General features: G+C 61.6%; 20 protein-coding genes. 17 read left to right on the top strand and 3 right to left on the bottom strand.

What is annotated here, in order from left to right; translation table 11 throughout:
* Positions 1 to 157 precede the first annotated feature (157 nt).
* The 9 genes from ACYU70_RS12660 to ACYU70_RS12620 all read left to right on the top strand — a co-directional run bounded on the left by ACYU70_RS12660 (position 158) and on the right by ACYU70_RS12620 (position 12,654).
* Positions 158 to 1,297, top strand: a complete 1,140-nt coding sequence (locus ACYU70_RS12660) for a cystathionine gamma-synthase (protein WP_342300924.1) — start codon at positions 158 to 160, stop codon at positions 1,295 to 1,297.
* Entirely contained in the window at positions 1,297 to 1,821 is a 525-nt protein-coding gene (locus ACYU70_RS12655) for a hypothetical protein (RefSeq protein WP_460616000.1), read from the top strand. The genes ACYU70_RS12660 and ACYU70_RS12655 overlap by 1 nt, the downstream gene beginning before the upstream one ends.
* A gap of 28 nt (positions 1,822 to 1,849) precedes the next feature.
* The gene (locus ACYU70_RS12650; RefSeq protein ID WP_342300927.1) at positions 1,850 to 2,683 is read left to right on the top strand and encodes a maleylpyruvate isomerase N-terminal domain-containing protein; all 834 of its coding nucleotides are present in this window, start codon (positions 1,850 to 1,852) and stop codon (positions 2,681 to 2,683) included.
* Positions 2,684 to 2,761: 78 nt separating this feature from the next.
* Positions 2,762 to 3,463: an SGNH/GDSL hydrolase family protein gene (locus tag ACYU70_RS12645; RefSeq protein ID WP_342300929.1), complete on the top strand. Its 702-nt coding sequence runs from the start codon at positions 2,762 to 2,764 to the stop codon at positions 3,461 to 3,463.
* A 142-nt stretch (positions 3,464 to 3,605) separates the two neighbouring features.
* Positions 3,606 to 4,436, top strand: a complete 831-nt coding sequence (locus ACYU70_RS12640) for a metallophosphoesterase family protein (protein WP_342300931.1) — start codon at positions 3,606 to 3,608, stop codon at positions 4,434 to 4,436.
* Entirely contained in the window at positions 4,436 to 5,083 is a 648-nt protein-coding gene (locus tag ACYU70_RS12635; RefSeq protein ID WP_460615999.1) for a hypothetical protein, read from the top strand. Before ACYU70_RS12640 ends, ACYU70_RS12635 begins: the two co-directional genes overlap by 1 nt.
* 165 nt (positions 5,084 to 5,248) lie before the next feature.
* The gene (locus tag ACYU70_RS12630; protein WP_342300362.1) at positions 5,249 to 6,256 is read left to right on the top strand and encodes an MBL fold metallo-hydrolase; all 1,008 of its coding nucleotides are present in this window, start codon (positions 5,249 to 5,251) and stop codon (positions 6,254 to 6,256) included.
* Between the two features lie 537 nt (positions 6,257 to 6,793).
* Entirely contained in the window at positions 6,794 to 9,565 is a 2,772-nt protein-coding gene (locus ACYU70_RS12625; RefSeq protein WP_342300363.1) for a TonB-dependent receptor, read from the top strand.
* Positions 9,566 to 9,846: 281 nt separating this feature from the next.
* Positions 9,847 to 12,654 carry a TonB-dependent receptor gene (locus ACYU70_RS12620; RefSeq protein WP_342300365.1) on the top strand — a complete coding sequence of 936 codons (2,808 nt, stop codon included), beginning with the start codon at positions 9,847 to 9,849 and terminating at the stop codon, positions 12,652 to 12,654.
* Positions 12,655 to 12,736: 82 nt separating this feature from the next.
* On the opposite strand, the gene ACYU70_RS12615 is transcribed toward ACYU70_RS12620, so the two are convergent.
* Positions 12,737 to 14,170, bottom strand: coding sequence for a hypothetical protein (locus ACYU70_RS12615; RefSeq protein ID WP_342300367.1), 1,434 nt, complete (start codon positions 14,168 to 14,170; stop codon positions 12,737 to 12,739).
* A 107-nt stretch (positions 14,171 to 14,277) separates the two neighbouring features.
* Complete coding sequence (locus ACYU70_RS12610; protein WP_342300368.1) at positions 14,278 to 15,303, bottom strand: OmpA family protein; 1,026 nt, start codon at positions 15,301 to 15,303, stop codon at positions 14,278 to 14,280.
* Between the two features lie 189 nt (positions 15,304 to 15,492).
* On the opposite strand from ACYU70_RS12610, the gene ACYU70_RS12605 reads away from it, so the two are divergent.
* The 8 genes from ACYU70_RS12605 to ACYU70_RS12570 all read left to right on the top strand — a co-directional run bounded on the left by ACYU70_RS12605 (position 15,493) and on the right by ACYU70_RS12570 (position 22,572).
* The gene (locus ACYU70_RS12605; protein ID WP_342300369.1) at positions 15,493 to 16,539 is read left to right on the top strand and encodes a class I fructose-bisphosphate aldolase; all 1,047 of its coding nucleotides are present in this window, start codon (positions 15,493 to 15,495) and stop codon (positions 16,537 to 16,539) included.
* Between the two features lie 173 nt (positions 16,540 to 16,712).
* Complete coding sequence (gene accD, locus ACYU70_RS12600; protein ID WP_342300371.1) at positions 16,713 to 17,621, top strand: acetyl-CoA carboxylase, carboxyltransferase subunit beta; 909 nt, start codon at positions 16,713 to 16,715, stop codon at positions 17,619 to 17,621.
* 112 nt (positions 17,622 to 17,733) lie between these two features.
* Entirely contained in the window at positions 17,734 to 18,480 is a 747-nt protein-coding gene (locus tag ACYU70_RS12595) for an OmpA family protein (RefSeq protein ID WP_342300372.1), read from the top strand.
* 182 nt (positions 18,481 to 18,662) lie between these two features.
* Positions 18,663 to 18,941: a YMGG-like glycine zipper-containing protein gene (locus ACYU70_RS12590; RefSeq protein WP_342300374.1), complete on the top strand. Its 279-nt coding sequence runs from the start codon at positions 18,663 to 18,665 to the stop codon at positions 18,939 to 18,941.
* A gap of 220 nt (positions 18,942 to 19,161) precedes the next feature.
* Positions 19,162 to 19,875: an OmpA family protein gene (locus ACYU70_RS12585; RefSeq protein WP_342300376.1), complete on the top strand. Its 714-nt coding sequence runs from the start codon at positions 19,162 to 19,164 to the stop codon at positions 19,873 to 19,875.
* Positions 19,876 to 20,020: 145 nt separating this feature from the next.
* Positions 20,021 to 20,794 carry an endonuclease III domain-containing protein gene (locus tag ACYU70_RS12580; protein WP_342300377.1) on the top strand — a complete coding sequence of 258 codons (774 nt, stop codon included), beginning with the start codon at positions 20,021 to 20,023 and terminating at the stop codon, positions 20,792 to 20,794.
* 129 nt (positions 20,795 to 20,923) lie between these two features.
* Entirely contained in the window at positions 20,924 to 21,910 is a 987-nt protein-coding gene (locus tag ACYU70_RS12575; RefSeq protein WP_342300379.1) for a radical SAM protein, read from the top strand.
* A gap of 146 nt (positions 21,911 to 22,056) precedes the next feature.
* Positions 22,057 to 22,572, top strand: a complete 516-nt coding sequence (locus ACYU70_RS12570; RefSeq protein WP_342300381.1) for a gamma carbonic anhydrase family protein — start codon at positions 22,057 to 22,059, stop codon at positions 22,570 to 22,572.
* 74 nt (positions 22,573 to 22,646) lie between these two features.
* Here ACYU70_RS12570 and ACYU70_RS12565 read toward each other — a convergent pair whose 3' ends face one another.
* Positions 22,647 to 23,981, bottom strand: coding sequence for a hemolysin family protein (locus tag ACYU70_RS12565; protein ID WP_342300391.1), 1,335 nt, complete (start codon positions 23,979 to 23,981; stop codon positions 22,647 to 22,649).
* Positions 23,982 to 24,025: the final 44 nt, after the last annotated feature.

Genomic DNA, 24,025 nt, shown 5'->3' with positions numbered 1-24,025 from the left:
GGCGGGGTTTCGCCCTGCAAGTACGCAGATACATGGGCCAGGGACGTGCGCCCGGCGGTGAAAGTCGTCGGCCGTAGAAGAGCCAGCGGGCCGTTTCCGATTAATCCCCGACCTTTGCCGGCGGCCTATCCGGCCCTTCAACTCTCATAGCCCACCCATGAAATTCGCCACCAAAGCCATTCACGCCGGCGTGCACCCGGACCCCGCCACCGGGGCCATCATGACGCCCATCTACCAGACTTCGACCTACGTGCAAACGTCGCCCGGCAAAAACATGGGCTTCGAGTACTCCCGCACCCACAACCCCACGCGCTCGCAGCTGCAAGCCGCCGTGGCCGCCCTCGACAACGGCAAGCACGGCATCGCCTTCGCCTCTGGCATGGCTGCCATCGACTGCGTGATGAAGCTGCTGAAGCCCGGCGACGAGGTGATTTCGACCAACGACCTCTACGGCGGTAGCTACCGCCTTTTCACCAAAGTGTACGAGCCGTTTGGCATCAAATTCCACTTCGTGCCCATGCACGATATGGCGGCGGTGAAGGCCGTGGTGAGCGAAAAAACCAAGCTCATCTGGGTCGAAACGCCCACTAACCCGCTGCTCAACATCATCGACATTGCCGCCGCTGCCGCCGTGGCCAAGGAAGCCGGCGCGCTGCTGGCCGTCGATAACACCTTCAGCACGCCCTATCTGCAAACGCCCATGGATTTGGGTGCTGATATCGTGATGTATTCGCTGACCAAGTACATGGCCGGCCACTCCGATACCGTGATGGGCGCGCTGGTGGTGAACGATGACGAACTGCACGAGCGCCTGAGCTTCTACCAGAATGCCTGCGGCGGCACGCCCGGCCCCCAGGACTGCTTCCTGGTGCTGCGCGGCCTCAAAACCCTGCACATCCGCATGCAGCGGCACTGCGAAAACGGCCGTGCCGTGGCTGAGTACCTGCGCCAGCACCCCAAAGTGGAAAAAGTGTACTGGCCCGGCTTCGAAAACCACCCCAATCACGCCGTGGCGGCCAAGCAGATGCGCGATTTCGGCGGCATGCTTTCTTTTATTCTGAAAGGCGATAAGCAGGAAGACGCCATCGCCGTGCTGGAGAAATTCCAGTATTTCACCCTGGCCGAAAGCCTGGGCGGCGTGGAAAGCCTGAGCGGCCACCCCGCCACCATGACGCACGCCAGCATCCCGGCCGAGCAGCGCCGCAAGTCGGGCCTGAGCGACTCGCTCATTCGCCTGAGCGTGGGCATTGAGGATGCCGAGGATTTGATTGCGGATTTGGCCCAGGCCATCGGGTAATGCGGAGCATCTGCACTCTCGCTGCGCTGGGCGGGTTATTGAGTCTGGCGCTTCCGGCGGCGGCTCAGCAACCCGCCCAAGCTGCTGCCGGGCCAACCAGCCGGGCCAACCTGATATTGGTAGAAACTGCAGCCCGGCCGGATGAAGTCCTGGCCGGGCTGCGTTCCTATTTGACTAGCAACGGCTTTGTAACGGATACGCTGGACCCCGCGCGGGGCCTGCTCACGACCCGGGTGCAGGAATCGGGGGAAACGCTGCCGGAACAGATGAAAATCCGGGCAGTGCGCGTGGCCGAGGGCTGGAAACTGACGGGCCTCTACCTCATTGGCGGGCCGCTGAATAGTGGTTATACCGCCTTTCCGGCCATGTATTTCGGGCTGAATGATGCCCCGGCAAAAATGGCTTTCCGAGAGTTGGACGCCGCCGCCCGGGCCATTCCCGGCGGAACCCTGCGCTACGGCCGGGCCAAGGTCCCGTTTGGGGCGTTTACCAAGTGGCAGGATGCGCTGAAAATGCCTTGGTAATCAACCGGCCTCACCAGTAAAAAGACGTATGCAGAAACCACCTGTCGACGTATTACCGCTCTTCCCGGAGCTCGACCGCCTGCTGCTGGAACTGCTACACAGCCTCACGCCCGAGGACTGGCAGCGCCCCACTCTGGCCCGCGAGTGGACGGTGAAAGACATCGCCGGCCACCTGCTCGATGGCAACCTGCGCACGCTCTCCATGCTGCGCGACGGCTACTTCGGCGAAGCGCCGGAGGATACCAGCTACGCAGGCATCGTAGCCTATCTCAACCGCCTGAATGCGGACTGGGTGCGGGCTGCCCGCCGCCTCAGCCCGGCGGTGCTGATGGACTGGCTGGCGCAGTCGGGGGCTGAATACACGGCTTATTTGAATACGCTGGACCCGTGGGCACCAGCCGCCTTTGCGGTGGCTTGGGCCGGCGAAACGGAGTCGCTGAACTGGTTTCACATTGCCCGCGACTACACCGAGAAATGGCACCACCAGCAGCAAATCCGCACCGCCGTGGGCCAGCCCGCGCCGCTGATGGAGCCGGCGCTGTTCCGGCCGTTCATCGAAACCATGATGCGCGGGCTGCCGCATGCTTACCGGGAAGTTGCCGCGCCGACAGGCACCGTGGTGCGAGTGGTTATTGATGGGAATGCGGGCGGCATCTGGGAGCTGGCCCGCGCCGCCGGGGACTGGCACTTGCAACTGCCAGATGCCGCCCGGCCGGCCGCCACCCTTACACTGCTCCCGGCCGATGCCTGGCAGCTGTTCACCAAGGGCCTGAGCGCGGCTGAGGCCCGGGAGCGGGCTCAAGTGGCCGGCGATGAGAAACTGGCTCTGGCGGCCCTGCGCATGGTGGCCGTGATGGGGTAGGAGGGAAGGGCCGGCACCTAGTCGGCAATCTGCAAGTGGTGGCGTGGCGTAGGTGTGCCGGTTACTTTCCACTTGCTTATGATGTCGCTGCGCCCGCTGCTGGTTTCGTTTCTGATTTTTTGCTGCAATAGCTGCGCCGTGTCGCCGCCGCCGGCTCCTGTCGTGGCGGTCCCCGGCGTGTCGTTTCTGGCGCTGGGCGATTCGTACACCATCGGCGAGGGCGAGGCGGAGGCGGCCCGCTGGCCCGTGCAGCTGGCGGCGCTGGCCCGGCAGCAGGGCCTGGCCGTGCAGGCGCCCACCATCATTGCCCGCACCGGCTGGACCACCGCCGAACTGCAAGCGGCCATCGCCGATGCCCATCCGGCCTCGACTTACGGGTTGGTGTCGCTGCTGATTGGGGTGAACAACCAGTACCGCGGCCAGGGTGTGGCCCGGTATCGCCCCGAGTTTCGGGAGTTGCTGCACCAAGCCATTGGCTTTGCGGGCGGCCGGGCCGGGCGAGTGGTGGTGCTGTCCATTCCCGACTGGGGCCAGTCGCCGTTTGGGCAGCAGCAGGGCGGCGATGTGGCGGCTATCGGCCGGGAAATCGACCAGTTCAACGCCGTGGCGCAGGACGAGTGCCGCCAGGCCGGCGTGGCCTACGTCGACATCACCGCCCTGACCCGCGCCGCCGCGCCCGACCGTAGCCAGTTCACCCGCGACGGCCTGCACTACTCCCAAACCCAGATGCGGCAGTGGGCCGAGCGGGTGCTGCCCGTAGTGCAATCGCAGCTGCGATAGGCCGGGCCTCCGGCTCGAAAAACCCAATAACAAAGGATTAAAAGCGGATTAATCCCCAACCCTGGCTCGATGGAAGGGGTTTAAGGGGCAATTCTGTTCTAATTCTGTTTTTATTGGCCGGCCCCGGGCTGGTTTTATGTCTATGCTTCCCTTTACTGATTTGCGCCGCTGGGGGCGCGTGCTGCCCGGCCTCGCGCTGCTGGGTTTAGCGGGCTGTAACCTGATTGAGTTCAGCCCCAACGACCACCGCGTCCCCGAAGAATTCACCAACCTCACCGAGAAAAACCTGGCGAAAATGGCCGCCCGCCCGCTGCCCGCTGGCGACACCCTCCGCTTCGTCTTCACCGGCGACTCGCAGCAATTCTACGACGAGGCCGAGGCCCTGGTAGCCAGCGTGAACCAGCAGCCCGGCATCTCCTTCCTGGTGGTGGCCGGCGATATTTCCGACTTCGGCCTGGCCCGCGAAATGCAGTGGGTGGACGAGAAGCTGCGCCGCCTCACGGTGCCCTACGTCACGGTCATCGGCAACCATGATTTGGTGGGCAATGGCCGCCCTACCTACCAGCACATTTTCGGGGCGTTCAACTACTCGTTCGTGTACGGCAATACCAAGTTTATCATGCTGGATACCAACGGCCGCGAGTATAATTTCGACGGCACTGCACCCGATATGGGCTGGCTGAAACCCCAGCTCAGCAACCGCGACGGAGCCCGGCGGCAGGTGGTGATTTCGCATGTGCCGCCCACCAACGACGACTTCGACCCCGCCCTGCGCCAGCCCTACGTGCAGGCCCTGCGCGAGGCCTCAAACCTGGTGTTCGAAATGAATGGCCACAACCATTCCGCCAGCATCGCGCAGCCCTACAACGATGGCGTGACTTACGTCAATTCCGACGCTTTTTCGGAGCGCCACTACATGGTGGTCACCGTGTGGGGTGACAAGCAGTTTCGCATCAAACGGGTCGCCTTCTAATGAAAAAGCTCCTCCTTCCTGTCCTGTTGCTGGCTGGCCTGCGCGCCGCCGCCAGCACCCCGCCCGATACGGCCGGGACGGCTCCGGCCAAACCCGCTCCCCACGCCGCCCGCCGGGCCGGGTATCCCTGGTATCGCCCCACCCACCTGGCCCTGCAAACCGGTGGCGGCCTGGGCATGGTGGCCGCCGGGGCCGGCTACGAATTCTCGAAAACCCACCTCGAAACCGATATTCTCATCGGCTACGTGCCGAAGTATTACGCCGGCTCCACGCTCAGCCTGGCTTCGCTGAAGTTTATGTATTCGCCCTTCCACCTGCCGGTGGGCGAGAAATTTCAGGTGGTACCCCTCACCGTGGGCGCGTATTTCAGCTACACCCACGGCACTATTAATGACGAGCTGAAGGGCCAGTACGCCAGCGACTACTACTGGTTTTCGACCGATACCCGCTACGGCCCGCTGCTGGGCAGCCGCGTCACGTTTCTGGCTCCGCCCGTGGCGGCCACCGGCCAGCCGCGCAAGGTGTCGGTGTATTATGAGTTGGGTAGCAATGATTTGTACCTGGCCAGCTACCTCAACAACCGCAACGGCGGCCTGGGCTTTGGCCAGTTGCTGACGTTGGCGCTGGGCGTGAAAGCGGATTTCTAAAGGGCAGTAAGAATTATATCAGGCCGTCATGCTGAGCGAAGCCGAAGCATCTCTACTAGTGAAGTAATCAACTTTGCTATTGCGGTAGAGATGCTTCGACTTCGCTCAGCATGATGTTTCGGAGGGGCTTCAAATATTGCGGCGGCTGCTACGTCTACGCCCTCGATGAAACCAGTAGCCTCCGCCCGCCTGCAAGCCGTTCGCCACGGCAAAATCTATCAGAATGCCGTGCCCACCAGCGTCAGTCCGCCCTCTGGCTACGGCGCGCTGATGAAGCGCTGGCTGTTTGAAAAAGCCGAGCGGGAGCCGAAAAAGCCGCTCGGTCCTTTTCGCGCCGATATCGTCGCCCTAGCCGCCCCAGTGCCGGCCGATGCCCTGCGTGCCACCTGGCTGGGCCACAGCAGCATGCTGCTCGAAATCGACGGCCGCCGTTTCCTCACCGACCCGGTGTGGAGCGAGCGGGTGTCACCCTCGCAGCTGGTGGGGCCGAAGCGGTTTTTCGCCCCGCCGCTGCCCTTGGATAAGCTGCCGAAGCTGGATGCCGTCATCCTATCGCACGACCATTACGACCACCTCGATTCGGCCGCCATCCGCGTGCTGGGCCGCACGGGCGTGCCGTTTTTCTGCCCGCTGGGTGTGGGCGCGCACCTGCGCCGCTGGGGCGTGCCCGCCGCTAACATCACCGAACTGAGCTGGTGGGAAGCCGCCCCGTTGGGCGACGATTTCACGCTGGCAGCCACGCCGGCCCGCCATTTTTCGGGCCGGGGCCTCACTCGCAACGATACCCTTTGGGCCTCGTGGTGCCTGCTGGGGCCGACTCATAAGGTGTTTTTCGGCGGCGACTCCGGCCCCTTCGAGGAAGGATTCCGGCAGATAGGGGAGGCCTACGGGCCGTTCGATTTGACCATGCTGGAAATCGGCGCTTCCGACCCTGAGTGGGCCGATATCCATATGGGCCCCGACCACGCCCTCACGGCCCACCGGCTGCTGGGTGGTGGCCCGCTGCTGCCGCTGCACTGGGGCACGTTCAACTTGGCCTTTCACGCCTGGCAGCAACCCGTGCAGCGCCTGCTCGAGGCCGCCGGACCCGAGGTGCCGCTGCTACTGCCCGCCCCCGGCCAGCGCGTGGATGTGGCCGCCGGCCCCCTTAACTCGCGCTGGTGGGAGCGGTAGGCTAAATGGTTAAATAAGCGCGGCCGTAAACAATTATTGCGCCCGCAGCTTATACCCACTCGATTCCGGCCGCAGCCGTGGCCCGGCAATCCGACTTTATTTTTACCTCGTGATACAATTACTCACAGCCGCCCCCTTATCGGGAAATCGGCTGGCCTCCCCCAGCTTTTCCCCGAACCTTGCCAGCCTGCCCGCGTTCATGCGCGCGGCCGTGGTAGGGGGCTGTTGCTGTTGTTGTTAGGATAGAGCATTAGCCGGCAGGACATGGTTCCTTGCCCGGCTGAATGCCAGACCAGAAAAGAGCGGGAACCTGCCCCGGCGCGCCAATTACCGCGCCGTCGTGTAGCTGCGCGACAACATTTTGGTTGATTCTGATATATATAATTTGTTGGTTTTAATGGTCGCCTGTTGGTGCCGGAGTTGCCACGCAGGCGGCCCTGGCCAACGGCCGCCGTGGCTTTTCTTTTTCCTGGGTTTATCCGGCCCAAAACCCGCTGCGGCGGCCGCCGGAAACCCGTTTTACTTCCCCATTTTCTTATGATACACCCCACAACTACCCGAATCGGGCTGGTGGCGCTGCTTTTGTGGCTGACCACCGCTGCCGCCTGGGCTCAGAATATCACCGTGACCGGCCGCGTACTGGATGCCACCGGCCAAAGCCAGCCCGGCGTGACCGTGCTGGAGCAAGGTACCAGCAACGGCACCAGTACCGACGGCGACGGCCGTTTTTCGCTCAATAATGTGCCCGGCACGGCCACGCTGGTCTTTTCCGCAGTGGGCTCGCTCACCCAGCAAATCCCGCTGAATGGCCGCACGACACTCGAAATCCGCCTCGCCGCCAACCAGACCGAGCTGAACGAAGTGGTAGTAACCGGCTCGCGCGCCACTGAGGGCCGCTCCAATATTCTCACCACCTCGCCGGTGGACGTGATTTCGGCCCGCGAAATCAAGGCCTACGCCCAAACCGACGTCACCCAGATTCTGACCTACATCGCGCCCTCGTTCCAGAGCACGCGCCAGACCGTGACCGACGGCACCGATTTCGTGGACCCCGCCACCCTGCGCGGCCTCGGCCCCGACCAGGTGCTGGTGCTTGTGAACGGCAAGCGCCGCCACACTTCGGCCCTCGTCAACATCAACGGCACGCCCGGGCGCGGCTCGGTGGGCACCGATATGAACGTGATTCCGCCCGCCGCGATTAAGCGGATTGAAGTGCTGCGCGACGGTGCGGCCGCCCAGTACGGCTCCGATGCCATTGCCGGCGTTATCAACATTCAGCTGAAGGACGACACCACCGGCATCAGCGTGAGCAGCACCGCCGGCCAGACCGCCAAGAGCGACGGCCAGCTGTTCCAGGCCGATGCCAACCTGGGTTTCGGCCTCGGTCACCGGGGTTTTGTGGACGTGAGCGGCCAGTTCTCGAACCGCAGCTACGTCGACCGTAGCGGGCTCGACACGGCCCCGCTTATCTACCTCGGCACCACCAGCGGCAACTATCCCGCCGGCCTCACCGACCAACAGAAAATCGACCTGAAAGCCCGTGACAATGCCCTGGTAACCCAAAATGGCTTCAACCGCCGCGACATTCGGGTGGGCAGCGCCGATACGCGCACCTACGGCAGCTTCGTGAACGCGGCCTACACGCTGGCCCCCAGCATTGGCCTCGAAGCCTATTTCTCGGGCGGCCTCACGCGCCGCACGGGCTCGTCGGGCGCGCTGTACCGGCTGCCCACGCAGGTCACCCAAACCGATGCCAGCATCTACCCGAACGGCTTCCTGCCCTTCATCAACAGCACCGTGAACGACGGCTCGGCCATTGTGGGCCTGCGCGGCAAAGTCTTCGGCTTCGCCGCTGATTTGAGTAACACCTACGGCCGCAACGCGCTCAAATACAACATCACCAATACGCTGAACGCCTCGCTACCGGTCGGCACCAGCCCCACCAGCTTCTACGCCGGCGAGCTGGCTTTCCAGCAGAATACCACCAACCTGGGCTTCACCCGCAAGTTCATTGAAGTGGGCCCGCTGGCCACGCTGAACCTAGCGTTCGGCGGCGAGTTTCGGGTCGATAACTTCCAGATTTCGGCCGGCGATGAAGGTTCCTACATCCTCGGGCCGCGCTTAGTGGGTACTACGCCGGCCGCCGCTGGCTCGCAGGGTTTCGCCGGCTATCGGCCTTCTGATGCCCTGAACCAGAGTCGCAACAACGTGTCGGGCTACCTCGATTTGGAAAGCGACCTGACCGATAAGCTCCTGGTGGACGTAGCCGGCCGTGCCGAGCGCTACTCCGATTTCGGCTCGAACGTGAGCGGCAAAGTGGCCGCCCGCTACAGCATTCTCGACGGCCTGGCCCTGCGCGGGGCGCTCAGCAACGGTTTCCGGGCACCCTCGCTCCAGCAGCGCTACTTCACCAACTCCAGCACCCAGTTCACCAGCGGCGAGCTGCGCGAAGTGCTGACCACCAACAACGACGACGCCATTACCAAAGCATTCGGCATTGGCTCGCTGAAGCAGGAAAAGTCGACCAACTACAGCCTCGGCCTCACGGCGCGCCTCTTCAAAACCATCACGCTGACCGTGGATGCCTACCAGATTGACATCCGCGACCGCATCGTGCTCAGCTCGCAGTTCAGCCGCAGCAACGCGGTCGTGGCCGCCATCCTCACTGCCAACCCGCGTCCCGGCCAGAACCCGGTACAGGGCGTGCAGTTCTTCGCCAACGCCGTGAACACCCGCACCCAAGGCATCGACATCGTGGCCAATGAGCGCCTCACCCTCGGCCCGGATAGCCGCCTGACCCTGACGGCCGCCGCCAACTTCAACGAAACCACCGTGCGCAGCTTCAATAGCTCCGCCACCATCGACAACAACCCCAGCTTGCAAAACACGCTGTTCGACCGCGCCCAGCGCGCGCGCCTCGAGAACGGCCAGCCCCGCAGCAAAATCAACCTGAGCGCCGACTACGGCTACAAAATCTTCGGCCTGAACCTGCGCACCGTGCGCTTCGGCGAAGTGCAGACCAAGGACGCCGACCCCACCCGCTCGTTCATCGACCAGACCTTCGCCGCCAAATGGGTAACGGATTTGACCATCAGCGCGCAGGTTATCAAGAATATCGGCCTGAGCGTGGGCGTGAACAACCTGTTCAACGTGTACCCCGACCGCCTCTACCAGGACCCCAACAACAACGAGCAGAGCCTGACCTACACAACTCTGGATGCCACCAACCGGGGCCGTTTCCCCTACGGCTCCAACCAGTTTGGCTTCAACGGCGCATTCTACTTCGGCCGCGTGAATTTCACGCTGTAATTCCGCCGCATTTATTGCTGAAAAAGCCAGCTCCGTACTTGGGGCTGGCTTTTTTGCTGGTGGCAGAAGGCACCGAGGCGTTGAGACGAGTGGGCGCGGAACAATTGGCTGGCTATTGGTGGTAATAAAAATATATAAAATATAATATTTTTATTGTAGTTTTCAGCATGTTCCTGCATTTCTGCCCTTTGGGTCCCCAAACCTAATCAAAGGCTGCCGAAGCGAATGAGCGGGGCTGATTGCAACCATCCTATCCTGTTTTCACCAAAAAGCTTCGCTGTATGAAAAATCTGCTACTTCTCATCTTGCTGATAATGCTTACGGGGGCGGCGGCCCAGGCGCAAAAATCGACCGTGACGGGCCGGGTCTTGGGGGCGCAGGGCGAGGCCCTGCCCGGTGCCACGATACTGGAACGCGGCACCAGCAACGGCACCAGCACGGGCTCCAACGGCGATTTTACGCTCTCTGTTGACCCCGGTGCCACCATTACGGTGCAGGCCATTGGCTACGCCACGCAGCAGATTCCGCTCAATGGCCGCACCACGCTGGATGTGCGCCTGGTGGCCACTGCCCAGGATTTGAACGAGGTGGTGGTAACGGGGTCACGAGCCAGCGAGGGCCGCTCCAACATCCTCACTACGGCCCCGGTGGATGTGATTTCGGCCCGTGAAATCAAGGCCTTCGCCCAGACCGATGTGGCCCAGGTGCTGTCCTACGTCGCGCCCTCGTTCCAGTCGTCGCGCCAAACCATTTCCGATGGCACCGACCACATCGACCCCGCCAGCCTGCGTGGCCTCGGCCCCGACCAGGTGCTGGTGCTTGTGAACGGCAAGCGCCGCCACAATTCCTCGCTGGTCAACATCAACGGCACCATCGGGCGCGGCTCGGTGGGCACCGATTTGAACGTGATTCCCACCGCCAGCATCAAGCGCATTGAGGTGCTGCGCGACGGCGCGGCTGCCCTCTACGGCTCCGATGCCATTGCCGGGGTTATCAACATTCAGCTCAAAGACGACTCCACGGGCGTGACGGCCAGCAGCACCGTGGGCCAGACCAAGGAAAACGACGGCGGCGTAATTCAGGCCGATTTCAACGTGGGCATCGGCCTGAACAAGCGCGGCTACCTCGATTTGAGCGGCCAGTTTCAGAAGCACAACGCCTACAACCGCGGCTTTGCCGACACGGCCCCGCTCATTTACCTCGGCAATAATGGCGGCAACTACCCCGCCAGCGCCACCACCGAGCAAGCCCGCCGCGACCTCAAGGCTCAGGACGATGCGCTGGTGGCCCAGCGCGGCTTCAACCGCAACGACCTGCGCATTGGCAACGCTGCCACGCGCAACTACGGCGGTTTTCTCAACGGGGCCTACCGCCTGGGGCGCGGCTACGAGGTGTACCTCTCGGGCGGGGCTACGTACCGCACGGGCACGTCGGCGGGCTTCAACCGTCTGCCCAACCAGGCCACCCAAAGCGACCTGACGCTATTCCCAAACGGCTTTTTGCCGCTTATCAACACCACTATTTATGACCAGTCGGCCATTGTGGGTCTGCGTAAAGTCTTCAGTGAATTCGCGGTGGACCTGAGCAATACCTTTGGCCGCAACGAGTTGCGCTACGACATCAGTAACAGCGTGAATGCCTCGCTACCGCAGGGGCCTGGCATTGTGAACCCCACCGATTTCTACGCCGGCCGGCTAGCTTTCCTGCAAAACACCACCAACTTGGGCGTGTCGCGCAAATTCACAGACGTAGGTTTCCTGCCTACTGTCAACCTGGCGTTTGGCGGCGAGTTTCGCTACGATAAATTCCTGATTGGCAAGGGCGAATACGCGTCCTATGTCAACGGCGGCCGGCTGATTGGGACCACGCCCACGGCCTCGGGTTCGCAGGTTTTTCCCGGCTATCAGGCGCAGGATGAGGTGAACAAGAGCCGCACCAACGTGGCGGGCTACGTCGATTTGGAGAGCGACATCACCGAAAAGCTGCTGGTGCACCTGGCAGGGCGGGTCGAGAACTACTCCGATTTCGGCAGCAGCGTGAGCGGCCAGGCCGCCGCCCGGTTCAGCATTCTGGAGGGGCTGGCGTTGCGCGGCTCCATTGGCAATGGCTTCCGGGCACCGTCGTTGCAGCAGCGGTATTTCACCAACACCAGCACCCAGTTTGTGAACGGCCTGCCCAACCAGGTGCTCACCGTGAACAACGACAATCCCATCGTGCGCAACCAGGCATCGGACGCACAGCCGGGCTTCGGCCTGGGGGGCCTCACTAAGGAAAACTCCCGCAACTACAGCCTGGGCCTCACCGCCCGCGTGGCCCGCACCATCACCCTGACGGTGGATGCCTACCAGATTGACATCGACAACCGCATTGTGCTTTCGTCGCAATTCACCCGCACCAACCCCACGGTGAACACTATTCTGGGCACGCGCGATGTGAGCCGGGTGCAGTTTTTCGCCAATGCCGTGGATACCCGCACCCGGGGCATCGACATTGTGGCCAATGAGCGCATTACGCTGGGCGAAAAAAGCCGGCTGGGCCTGACCGCCGCCGCGAACTTCAACGAAACCACCGTGCGCGCCTTCAATAGCACGTCCACCACCATCAACAACGACCCGACCACCGGCACTGCCAGCCTGCAAAACACGCTGTTTGACCGCCAGCAGCGTGGCCGTCTCGAATCGGGCAACCCGCGCTCCAAAATCAACCTCTCGGCCAACTACGGCTACGGCATTTTCAGCATCGAAGCCCGGGCCGTGCGCTTCGGCGAGGTACAGTACAAAGACGCCGACCCCGCCCGCTCGTTCATCGACCAGACCTTCGCCGCCAAATGGGTGACCGACCTGACCCTGAGCGCCCAAATAACCAAGCAAATCGGCGTCATCGTGGGCGTAAACAACCTGTTCAACGTCTACCCCGACAAGTTTTTCCAGAACCCCCGCAACAACGAATTCAATTTCTCCGTCGACCCCAACTTGAGCTACAACTCCACCCTCGACAACACCAACCGAGGCCGCTTCGTGTATCCCGCCAACCAGTTTGGCTTCCAGGGCGCGTTCTACTTCGGCCGCGTGAATGTGACGCTGCCGTAGCAGTTGCCCGAATCATTAAAAAAGGCCGCCCCAACTCCGGAGCAGCCTTTTTTATGCTGGATAAATAGGGCCGGAGCTGGCGTTACCGGCCGCTGTAGGACAGGCGGGCTACCTGGGTGCCGCTCTGGTTGCGGGCGATGTAGAGGCCGGCGGCCACGCTGGTAGCTGGGTGCCACACCACGCTGCCGTCCGCAGCGGTAGTGAGTTGCACCACTGCCCGGCCCATTTCATCCGTAATAAGCACAGTTTGTCGACCCTGCCCCGTCAATTGAAACCGCACTTCGTCCTGAAACGGCACTGGGAAGGGTGGTTGCGCCAACGCTTGCCGAGAACGGGTGGCCAGCACCTGCTGCGTAACCAACACGGGCACAGTCACAGTGCCGAAACTCGGGGCCGGGCACGCATTATCATTGGCCGTAACGGGCAGCACGTAATGGCCCAGCGGCAGCGTGGCCGGCACTTGCCAGGTCAACTGGCCCTGGCCATTGCCCAGGTCTTGGAATGTAGTGCCGGGAACGATGCCCGGCGCGTTGCTGCCCAACGTCACCGTTTGCCCGGCATCGGGGTCGGCGGCCGTAAGGTTGAGAACCAGGGTTTGGCCGGGATTGACGCGAATAGTTTGGCCCAGCAGCTGGCCGGTTGGGTTGCTGGCAAGGGCCACGCGGGTAAACGCCGGCACTTGGTTTGTTCCAACCGTCACCAGGTACGTCATGTCGCGCGTGATGCTGCCGATTTGCTGCCACGCCCCGCCCACCCGCCGGTACTCATCGACCCGCGCCGCCAGGGCGTAGTATCCCTGTTGCGTGGGGCCCGCCACCGTCAGGAGCTCGCCCGTGGTGGCATTCAGCTGAAAGTGAGGCGCAATGGCCCCAACTGTGGGTTGGCCGCAGGGTACCGCCGTAGTCGGGTTGGCCAGCGGCTGCACCAGACGGTAGACCAGCGAGTCGCCTTCGCTATCGAAGGCACTCAGGCTGTAGTGCTGCGGCTGCGTGCTGGTGAGGTGCAGGAGCTGGGCGGTGGTGAAGCGGGGCGAAAAATTGGTCAGGCCCGTGGTGTTATCCAGCAGCGCCTGCACGTATGTGCTCATCTGTATCGACTGGGCCACGTTGGCCACCCCGTCTGACCGGTTCGAGCAATTGATGCTCAGCGTCCAGCGGGCGGGTGCCAACTGAACCAGGCCTTCTAACGTGGTGATTTGGAAGGGGTACTCGGAGTTGGCGCAGGCCCGGGGTGGCACTACAACTCCCGTGCGTACCAGCCAAGTAGTGAAGCTGCCGGGTAGCGTAGCCGCGCACCCGTTTTTGCCACAGGTCAACTCTATTTGTATGTCCGTTACCGGCGAATTCAGGTCCTCAAAAAGCCGGGCCGTGACGTGGTATTGGTTGGGATTGGCGGTGGTGCCCGCGTATTCGTAGGTCAGTTCCGCTCCCAGAATGTGGGAAGCATGCGCAACCGAGAAGGTGCCCAGCAAACAGACGAGAATGGCGAGGCTGCGGGAAAGGAAAGATGGACGCATGCTCAAATTGGAAAAGGGTAGTTACCAAACAGGGCCTCCGGCGTTTCCGGAGGCCCTGCGAAGGTATTCTAAACCAATTGAAAATGTGTTATTTGGCTGAGGCTTTTTCATTTGCCCGCCGGTGCTGCCGCCGGCGTGCTGGAGTTGCTGTCCAGAATCTGAAACAGGTCGTTGAGTTTGGGCGTGAGAATAATCTCGGTGCGGCGGTTCATGGCCTTATTAGCTGGCGAGTCGTTGGCGGCCACGGGCACGTACTGGCTGCGGCCCGAGGCCGTGACGCGCTCCGGCGAAACGCCCGCTGTGGTGAGCAGACGCGCGATTTCGGTGGCGCGCAGGGCGCTCAGGTCCCAGTTGTCGGTCATGCCGGCCGTGCCGCGCAGGATGGGCACGTTGTCGGTGTGGCCTTCCACCACCACGTTCACGTCTTTCTGCTCCTGGAGCACGGTGGCGAGCTTTTTCAGCGCCTCCTGGCCCTTGGGGTCCACTTTCGTGGAGCCCGATTTGAACAGCAATTGCTCCGACAGTGACACGTAAACCTTGCCGTCCTTCAGCTTCACCTGCAGGTCGCTGCTGTTGAAGCTGAGCAGGGCCTTGCTCACGCGAGCTTTCAGGTCATCCACGGCTTTGTCCTTGTCGGCCAGGGCTTTGGTGAGCTCGGTGAGGCGGGTTTCGCGGGCCTGCAGGTCGGCGGCGAGGCGGTCGTTGTTGGCTTTGCTTTTTTGAAGGGTGGTTTCCAGGTCGCCGAGCTCGGCTTCGCGGCGGGCCAGGTCTTTGGCTACTTTGTTGTAGTCGGAGGATTTGTTGGCCAGCTCCCGGTCGCTATTCTTGAGAAGCTTGTCATAGCTGCTGTTCAGTTCGTTGTAGAGGCTGCGGGTTTTGCGGTAGGCGTTGCCGGTTTCAGCCGAGTCGGTCATGAGGCGCTTTTGGGTGAGGCGCAGTTGGGCCAGCTCGTCGCTGGCCTTTTGCAGCTCGGCGGTGGCCCCGCGATACTGGCGCTCGGCGGCGGATTTGCCTTCGGCATCGGCCTTTTGGCGGGCGCTGAGGTCGTCGTATTTCTTGGCCGTCACACAGCTATTCAGAACGGGGGCGGCCAGCAGGCAAAGGCCCAACAGGGCGGGGGAGAAGGTTTTCACGGAGGAGAGGGGGGCGAAGTCCCGGGCCTTTCGCCGCCGGACTGCCCGGCCGCGTTGGCGAAGCAAGGTAGCGCTTAACCCGCGCTCAATCCTTCCGAAACCGCTTCTGACCTGTATTTCCGGTCTATATTTGCTTGCTTCCCACCCTGGTACGTGCCTGCCCGGCCCGGCCTGCATCCGCGCTTGCTCATGGCTGATTCCATCTCCTTAAGCCCCGAAAACGAAGCCCTGCTCACCCACCAATGCTTGGTGAAAAAGGACCTGCTGCACGCGCCCGGCCCCGATTTTCTGGACCGCTGCTTTGTGCCCGGCAGCCGCTCGGCGCAGGTGCTGCGCAGCCTCGGGGCCATTTACGGGCACGGCCGCCTGGGTGGCACCGGCTACGTCAGCATCCTGCCCGTCGACCAGGGCATCGAGCACACCGCCGGCTCGGCCTTCGGACCCAACCCGATGTATTTCGACCCCGAAAATATTCTGCGCCTGGCCGTGGAAGGCGGCTGCAATGCCGTGGCCACCACCTTTGGTACCTTCGGCACGGTGGCCCGGAAGTACGCCCACAAAATCCCGTTCCTGGTCAAAATCAACCACAACGAGCTGCTGACTTATCCCAATAAGTTTGACCAGATTATGTTCGGCTCGGTGCGGCAGGCTTGGGAGATGGGCGCTACCGCCGTGGGGGCCACCGTCTATTTCGGCTCGGCCGAAAGCAACCGCCAGATTACGGAAGTGACCGCCGCCTTCGAGGAAGCGCATGCGCTGGGCCTGGCCACCGTGCTCTGGTGCTACACGCGCAATAATGCCTTCAAAACGACGGAGAAAGACTTCCACGTCGCCGCCGACCTTACCGGCCAGGCCAACCACCTGGGCGTGACCATGGGAGCCGACATCATCAAGCAGAAGCTGCCCGAAAACAATGGCGGCTTTTCTACCCTGAAATTCGGCAAAACCTTCCCCGCCATGTACGACTCGCTCAGCACCGACCACCCCATCGACCTGACGCGCTACCAGGTGCTGAACTGCTACGCCGGCCGCATTGGCCTCATCAACTCGGGCGGCGAAAGCCACGGTGCGACCGACCGCGAAGAGGCTATTCGCACCGCCATTATCAACAAGCGCGCCGGCGGGCAGGGGCTGATATCGGGCCGCAAGGCCTTCCAGCGGCCTTTTGCCGAGGGCGTGGCACTCCTCAACGCCATTCAAGACGTATACCTCGACGGCCGCATCACCCTAGCTTAGCCCGGGCCCGATGCCCGGCGTGGGCTTCGGTAGCTTTCTTTGCAAAATGAGGCGTTAGTTATGGCTTATCTTTGACGCCCTGTAATTAGTCTTTGCAAGCCCGAAGCTTGCGACTCTTCTTCAAAAAAAATATCAGCTGTCGGGCCCCGGCCCCAGCTCCTAGCAACTAAAAAATGGCCTGGTTCAAGCGCGTAGAAAAGGGCATTGTGACCCCCACCGACCAGAAAAAAGAGACTCCCGACGGCCTCTGGTACAAGTGTCCGGAATGTAAAACGGTGGCCACCATGGCCGAGCACAAGCGCCTGCTGTACGTGTGCGGCAACTGCAACCATCACGACCGCATCGACGCCATCGACTACTTCGAATTCCTCTTCGACCAAGGCGAATTCACGGAGCTCGACGCCAATCTCACCTCCGGCGACCCGCTGCATTTCGTCGATACTAAAGAGTACCCCAAGCGCGTGGCGGCCACCGAGCGCAACACCGGCCTGAAAGATGCCGTGCGCACCGCCCACGGCCTGAGCGCCGGCCAGCCGCTGGTGGTAGCGGCCATGGATTTCAAGTTCATTGGCGGCTCGATGGGCTCGGTGGTGGGTGAGAAAATTGCCCGCGCCATCGACTTCGCCCGCCAGAACCGCACCCCGTTTCTGATGATTTCGCGCTCCGGCGGTGCCCGCATGATGGAGGCCGGCTACTCGCTCATGCAAATGGCCAAAACCTCAGCCAAGCTGGCCCTGCTCTCCGAAGCCGGCGTGCCCTACGTGAGCCTGCTCACCGACCCGACCACGGGCGGCGTCACCGCTTCATTCGCAATGCTTGGCGACTTTAACATTGCCGAGCCCGGCGCGCTCATCGGCTTTGCCGGCCCGCGCGTTATCAAAGAAACCATTGGTAAGGACCTGCCCAAGGGCTTCCAGAGTGCCGAATTCGTGCTGGAGCACGGCTTCCTCGATTTCATCGTGGACCGCCGCGAGCTAAAGCAGCGCCTGGCCGATTTGCTGGGCATGTTGCAGCCCGCGCCGGCTGCGGCCGCCAGCGCCCCTGCGCCCCGTCGCGCTGTTACGAAGGCTCCTCAGCAATAGAGGAAAGGCCTTTTCCGTTTTCGGCACACTTCTTGAAAAACCCGTTTCCAGCCTTGGGACGGGTTTTTCCGTATAAGGGCCGAAAACAACTTCACCAATCCCTCATTTTCACATGAACACCTCCAAATCCCTTCTTTCTGTTCTGATGGCTTTCGTGCTGCTGTTCAGCTCTTGCGCCACTTCGCAGCAAGCCAGCTCCTCGCAGCCCGACCTTTCGACTAACAACGGTACCGGAGCCCGCAAAACCGGCATGAGCAAAACCGCTAAAGGCGGCCTGCTGGGTGCTGGCGGCGGTGCCGTATTGGGCGGTGTGGTAGGCGGCCTGTTGGGCGGCGGCAAAGGCACGGCCATCGGCGCTATCGTGGGTGCTGCCGCTGGTGGTACCACGGGTGCCATCATCGGCCGTAAGATGGACAAAGCCGCTGCCGAGCTGCAAACCGACATGAAAGGTGCCCGCGTAGAGCGCGTGGGCGAAGGCATCAAAATCACCTTCGACTCGGGCATTCTCTTCGACACCAACTCGGCTACGCTGCGTCCGGCTTCGGAAGCCGACATCAGCAAAATGGCTGCCGTGCTCCAGAAATACCCTGACACCAACGTGCTGATTGAAGGCCACACCGACAACTCGGGTTCGGATGCCATCAACCAGCCACTCTCGGAGCGCCGGGCCCAGTCGGTGGCTAACTCGACCATCGCCAAAGGCGTGGCCTCGAGCCGAATCACCACCCAGGGCTACGGTTCGACCCAGCCCGTAGGTGATAACACCACGCCCGAAGGCAAGCAGGCCAACCGTCGCGTAGAAGTGGCTATCTACGCCAACGAGAAAATGAAAAAGGCTGCCGAGCAAGGCCGTCTGTAATCAGGAAAAGTCCGGCACTAGCTGCCGCAATTAGTAAGAAGGCCGTCTCCGCTGGGGACGGTCTTTTTTTGGGCCTTTTGGTTCGCGGAGCGACGGAAGGTTTTGGGAATTTTAGAAACCCTACCCGTTTGGTGTGCGTTGAAATCCCGTAATACCTCCCATTAACTTTAACTTCCTGAATCATGAAATCCCTGCGCGTAGTATTCGCTTTGTTTTTGATGTTCTTCGTATTAGCTGGCACCAGTGTTCAGGCCCAAACCCCCAAGAAGGGCTGGAGCAATAAGGCCAAAGGCGCTGCCATTGGCGGCGGCGCGGGTGCCGTGACGGGCGCGGTGCTGGGTGGCGGCAAAGGCGCTCTGATTGGCGGTGCTGCCGGCGTAATCGGCGGCGGCCTGATTGGCCGCAACAAGGACAAGAAGAAAGACCCGGCCCGCTACAACGCCTATCACAACAAGAAGTAATTCCGACGCACCGCGCAATTGCGCTGACGTGTTAAAAAAGGCCCTGCCACCCGGCGGGGCCTTTTTTTGTGGCTGAACGAGCCAGCCACAAGGTTGGGCGTGCCAAAAGACCTGCCGGCCCCTGATAGTTTGGCAAGGTGGTTGCAAATGGCGTACTTGCCGGCCAATTCACGAGCTGTGCTTTCTGGCCGGCGTTTTTTATCCAAACCCTTTTTCAAACATGAAATTTCTTCGTTCCTCTCTTGCGTTTCTGTTCGCCCTGCTGCTGGTAAACAACTTCGCGCAAGCCCAGACCACCACCGTTTCGACGGATAAGCCGAAAGGCATGAGCAAAACCCTCAAAGGCGGCATCATTGGCGGCCTGGGTGGCGCGGTGGCCGGTGGCGTAGCTGGTCGTTTGATTGGTGGTAAGTCGGGCACGGCCAAAGGTGCTATCATTGGCGCCGTGGTGGGTGGTACCGCTGGTGCCCTCATCGGCCGCAAAATGGACAAGGCTGCCGCTGAGCTGCGCCGCGACCTGGAAGGCGCTACCGTAGAGCGCGTGGGTGAAGGCATCAAAATCACCTTCGCTTCGGGCATCCTGTTCGGCACCAACTCGTCGAGCCTGACCCCGGAAGCTGCCGGCAACATCGACCAGCTGGCCACCACGCTGAAAAAATACGCCGACACCAACGTCGTAATCGAAGGCCACACCGACAGCTCGGGTTCGGATGCCATCAACCAGCCCCTCTCGGAGCGTCGTGCTCAGGCGGTGTCGAATGAAATCCAGGGCCAGGGCGTAGATGCAGCCCGCATCACAGCCAAAGGCTACGGCTCGACTCAGCCCGTGGGCGACAACAGCACCGCTGCTGGCAAAGCTGCTAACCGCCGCGTAGAAGTGGCCATCTTCGCCAACGAGAAGATGCAGAAGGCCGCCAAGAAAGGCCAGCTGTAAGACAAAGCCGGCTGTGTAAGAGCAGCCGGTATTCAACTAAAAAGGCGACCAGCTTGGTCGCCTTTTTTTATGCCGTTAAAACAGAGCGGAGTCTAAACGCTGGCGGTCGGGCAACTTTGCCCGGAGCTAAACGGTACAACGCGCCATGCCTTCTCCCGACGCTACCTACGCCTCGCCCGCCGCCGAAAAAGCCTGGGCCGACCACCAGATTCTCGACCATTTCTACGGCCACCTGCCGCCCGAGCCGCGCCGCACGCCTATGCGCGAGCTCATTTCCACCGTCCTCTCGCACCGTACCACCCACGCCGACGAAGAACTGGCCTATGACCGCATGCTGGAAGCCTTCGGCGACTGGGCCGGCGTAGAGGCTGCGCCCACGCCGGAACTGGCCCATGCCATCCGCACCACGCGCTGGCCCGATACCCAGGCCCCGCGCATCCAGGAAATCCTGCGGCGCATCCGGGCCGAAACGGGCGGGCCGTTCGACTTGGATTTTCTGGCCGACTGGCCCACCGAAAAGGGCATGGCCTGGCTCACCGATATGCCCGGTATCGGGCTGAAAACGGCTTCGTTGGTGCTGCTTTTTAATTATCACAAGCCGGTGCTGCCCGTTGATACGCACGTGCATCGGGTGGCGCAGCGAGTGGGGTTTCTGGGGCCGAAAGTATCAGTAGAGAAGGCGCATAGCGTGCTGCTGGCCCTGCTGCCGGCCGATGCCGAGACGCTGTTCAACTTCCACAAGCATAACTACTGGCACGGGCAGCAGATTTGCTTTTTCCTGCGGCCCAACTGTGCGCGGTGCCCACTGAAGGGCTTCTGCAATTATTATCAGGAGCATTTTGGGGAAGCCACGGCGGAGGCACTGGCCGCTACGCCCACACAATGGGACCCGGCCGCCTGGGGCAAGCTGCCGCATTAACAACAACTATCTGAACGTCATGCTGAGCGCAGCCGAAGCATCTCTACCGCAATAGTAAATGAATACTTGCGCGGTAGAGATGCTTCGGCTGCGCTCAGCATGACGTTCAGGGGACTGTACCTTTACGCCATGCGCCTCGTCAAGCACCCCGTTCTCTGCAATTACTACGTCACGTACCGATGCAATGCGAAGTGTGCGTTTTGCGACATCTGGGAGAAGCCCTCGCCCTACATCACCCTTGAGGACGTGGACCGCAACCTGCGCGACCTCAAGCGGCTGGGCGTGTCCGTCATTGATTTCACGGGCGGCGAGCCGCTGCTGCACCGGCAACTGCCCGAGTTTCTGGGGCTGGCACGGGAACTGGGCTTCATCACAACAGTGACGACTAACGGCCTGCTATACCCCAAAAACGCGGAAAAGCTGCGCGGCAAAGTGGATATGCTCCACTTCTCCCTCGACTCGGCCGACCGTGACACCCACGACCTAGGTCGGGGCGTAGCCTGCTACGATTTCGTGCTCGAAAGCATTCGTGTAGCCAAAGAGCTGGGTGAGCGGCCTGACATCCTCTTCACCGTCTTCCGCAAAAACCTGGCGGATTTGGAGGCCGTGTACCGCGACATCACCCAGCCCAACGGCCTCGTGCTCATCCTCAACCCCGCCTTCGAGTACGGCGACGTGGAAACCGGCGAGCAGCTCACCCCCGAGGAGCTGGACTACCTCTCCGCTTTCGGCAAGCGCAAGGGCGTGTACCTGAACGAAGCCTTTATCGAGCTGCGGCGCGATGGCGGCAACCACGTAGCCGCGCCCGTGTGCCGGGCCGCCAGCACCACGCTGGTCATCTCGCCCAGCAACGAACTGGTGCTGCCCTGCTACCACCTCGGCGAACAGAAATTTCCCATCGAAGGCAAATTATTCGACCTCTACAACGCCCCCGAAACCCAGCGCCTGGCCGCCCTCGAAGGCCGCCTGCCCGCCTGCGAGGGCTGCACCATCAACTGCTACATGCAGCCCAGCTTCGCAGTGGAAACCAGTAAATACTTCTGGCAGGCACTGCCGAGTACGCTCAAGTATAACTGGGAAAAAGGGACGTGGAAGCGGCTGATTGGGGTGGCGTAGAACAGTATAAAAGAACGTCATGCTGAGCGAAGTCGAAGCATCTCTACCGAGGAAGTAATCCAATCAAAAGGATTTACTATTGCGGTAGAGATGCTTCGACTTCGCTCAGCATGACCGTTCCTTATTTTAGCAAATAGTCCATTCCCATGCCCGCCCTCATCCTCCCCGTTCACGGCATCACGCCCACCATTCCCGCCGACTGCTATGTTGCAGACAACGCCACCATCATCGGCGATGTGGTGCTGGGTGCTAAATGCACCGTCTGGTTCACGGCCGTCATTCGCGGCGACGTGCACAGCATCCGCATCGGCGACGAAACCAATATCCAGGACGGGGCCGTGCTGCACTGCACCTACCAGAAGGCCCCGCTCAACATTGGCAGCCGCGTCAGCATCGGGCACCGGGCGCTGGTGCACGGCTGCACTGTGGAGGACGACGTGCTCATCGGCATGGGGGCCATCGTGATGGACCACGCCGTGGTGGGCACAGGTTGCATCATCGCGGCCGGGGCTGTGGTGCTGGAGAACTTCGTGTGCGAGCCCGGCTTTCTCTATGCCGGCGTACCCGCCAAAAAAATCAAGCTCGTGACAGAAGCCCAGCGCGAAGGGTTGAAGCGCACCGCAGCCAATTACCAGACTTATGCCAGTTGGTTACAGCAATAAACTATTTTCAACCGAAAGCAAAAAGCCCGTCTGATTCATCAGACGGGCTTTTTACTTTCGGTTGAAAATCAGAATTACACTTCGTCGCTGAGTTCGCCTCGTGGGGCTTCGCGCTCGGCGGGGGTGGTGATGCGGAGCTGCACCAGCTCCACGGCGCGGCGCGAGCGTTGCAACACGCGGAACTCGTAGGGGTCGAGCACGGCCACGTCGCCCACTTCCGGGATGCTGCCGTAGATGACGTTGAGCAGACCGCCCACGGTTTCGTAGTCTTCGCCCTCGGGCAGGGGGTAGGGGAGGAATTCGTTGGCGTCGGAGATGGGCGTGGCAGGGTTCACGCGGTATTCGTCGTCGGCCACTTTTTCCACCACGGGCACCTCGTTGTCGTACTCGTCCTGGATTTCGCCCACCAGCTCTTCCATGATGTCCTCGATGGTGACGATGCCCGACACGCCGCCGAACTCATCGCTCACGATGGCCATCACGATGTGCTTGCGCTGGAACTGGCGCAGCAGGCGGTTGATTTTCTTGGTTTCGGGCACGAAGTAGGGCGGGCGCATGATGCGGGCCAGTTCCACGGCCTCGCCGCGCCGGATGATGGGCAGCAGGTCCTTCACGTTGAGCACGCCCACGATGTTGTCAATGTTGCCCTCGTACACCGGCATGCGCGAAAAGCCTTCGCTGAAAATGGTGTCGAGCAGCTGCTCGGCGGGCGCGTTCACGTCCAAGGCCGAGAGCTTGGTGCGGGGCACCATAATCTGCTTCACCATGCGGTCGTTGAACTGAAACACGTTCTCAATCAGCTCGTGCTCCGAGTCCTGAATTTCGCCGCTTTCCTTACTCTGGTCAAGCAGCAGGCGCAATTCGTCGGAGGTGTGGGCCTCCGTGCCGTGCACATTCTGGATGCCTACCGCGCCCAGCATCAGGTTGCTGGCTTTGGAGAGAAACCAGGTGAGGGGCCGGGTGAGGAAATAGAAGCCGCGCAGGGGTAGCACCAAGGCCAGGCTCACCGCTTCGGGCCGCTGAATGGCCAGCGCCTTCGGGAAAAGCTCGCCGAACAATACGTGCATGAACGTGAGGACAATCAGCCCCATCGCCACGGCCAGGCTGTGCGCTGTGAGGGCCGAAATGGGCAAGCCCAGCCGCGGCAGGAAGCCCAAAAATATTTCCGTGAACAGCTCTTCGCCCACCGCACCCAATAGCAGGGAAGCAATGGTGACGCCCAATTGCGTGGCCGAAAGGTAGTCGTAGAGCTTGTGGAGCACGCCCAGGGCCTGGCCGGCCAGCCGGCTGCCCTCCTTGGCTTTAATCTCCAGTTGCGAGAGGCGCACGCGAATCAGCGAGAATTCGGCAGCCACGAAAAATCCGTTTACTAAGACGAGTAAAACGGTAAATAGTATTTGTAAACCCATGTCGGCGGCCCCCGCGACGCGGTCGGTCTGGGGGCCTTTGTAGG

The sequence above is a fragment of the Hymenobacter segetis genome (genome assembly GCF_054776495.1).
This window is presented reverse-complemented; position numbering and strand designations above follow the sequence as displayed.

Excerpts from the sequence above, each read along its gene's own strand:
- ACYU70_RS12660 (WP_342300924.1), top strand. The coding sequence starts at position 158 with ATGAAATTCGCCACCAAAGCCATTCACGCCGGCGTGCACCCGGACCCC.
- ACYU70_RS12655 (WP_460616000.1), top strand. The coding sequence starts at position 1,297 with ATGCGGAGCATCTGCACTCTCGCTGCGCTGGGCGGGTTATTGAGTCTG.
- ACYU70_RS12650 (WP_342300927.1), top strand. The coding sequence starts at position 1,850 with ATGCAGAAACCACCTGTCGACGTATTACCGCTCTTCCCGGAGCTCGAC.
- ACYU70_RS12645 (WP_342300929.1), top strand. The coding sequence starts at position 2,762 with ATGATGTCGCTGCGCCCGCTGCTGGTTTCGTTTCTGATTTTTTGCTGC.
- ACYU70_RS12640 (WP_342300931.1), top strand. The coding sequence starts at position 3,606 with ATGCTTCCCTTTACTGATTTGCGCCGCTGGGGGCGCGTGCTGCCCGGC.
- ACYU70_RS12635 (WP_460615999.1), top strand. The coding sequence starts at position 4,436 with ATGAAAAAGCTCCTCCTTCCTGTCCTGTTGCTGGCTGGCCTGCGCGCC.
- ACYU70_RS12630 (WP_342300362.1), top strand. The coding sequence starts at position 5,249 with ATGAAACCAGTAGCCTCCGCCCGCCTGCAAGCCGTTCGCCACGGCAAA.
- ACYU70_RS12625 (WP_342300363.1), top strand. The coding sequence starts at position 6,794 with ATGATACACCCCACAACTACCCGAATCGGGCTGGTGGCGCTGCTTTTG.
- ACYU70_RS12620 (WP_342300365.1), top strand. The coding sequence starts at position 9,847 with ATGAAAAATCTGCTACTTCTCATCTTGCTGATAATGCTTACGGGGGCG.
- ACYU70_RS12615 (WP_342300367.1), bottom strand. The coding sequence starts at position 14,170 with ATGCGTCCATCTTTCCTTTCCCGCAGCCTCGCCATTCTCGTCTGTTTG.
- ACYU70_RS12605 (WP_342300369.1), top strand. The coding sequence starts at position 15,493 with ATGGCTGATTCCATCTCCTTAAGCCCCGAAAACGAAGCCCTGCTCACC.
- accD (WP_342300371.1), top strand. The coding sequence starts at position 16,713 with ATGGCCTGGTTCAAGCGCGTAGAAAAGGGCATTGTGACCCCCACCGAC.
- ACYU70_RS12595 (WP_342300372.1), top strand. The coding sequence starts at position 17,734 with ATGAACACCTCCAAATCCCTTCTTTCTGTTCTGATGGCTTTCGTGCTG.
- ACYU70_RS12590 (WP_342300374.1), top strand. The coding sequence starts at position 18,663 with ATGAAATCCCTGCGCGTAGTATTCGCTTTGTTTTTGATGTTCTTCGTA.
- ACYU70_RS12585 (WP_342300376.1), top strand. The coding sequence starts at position 19,162 with ATGAAATTTCTTCGTTCCTCTCTTGCGTTTCTGTTCGCCCTGCTGCTG.
- ACYU70_RS12580 (WP_342300377.1), top strand. The coding sequence starts at position 20,021 with ATGCCTTCTCCCGACGCTACCTACGCCTCGCCCGCCGCCGAAAAAGCC.
- ACYU70_RS12575 (WP_342300379.1), top strand. The coding sequence starts at position 20,924 with ATGCGCCTCGTCAAGCACCCCGTTCTCTGCAATTACTACGTCACGTAC.
- ACYU70_RS12570 (WP_342300381.1), top strand. The coding sequence starts at position 22,057 with ATGCCCGCCCTCATCCTCCCCGTTCACGGCATCACGCCCACCATTCCC.
- ACYU70_RS12565 (WP_342300391.1), bottom strand. The coding sequence starts at position 23,981 with ATGGGTTTACAAATACTATTTACCGTTTTACTCGTCTTAGTAAACGGA.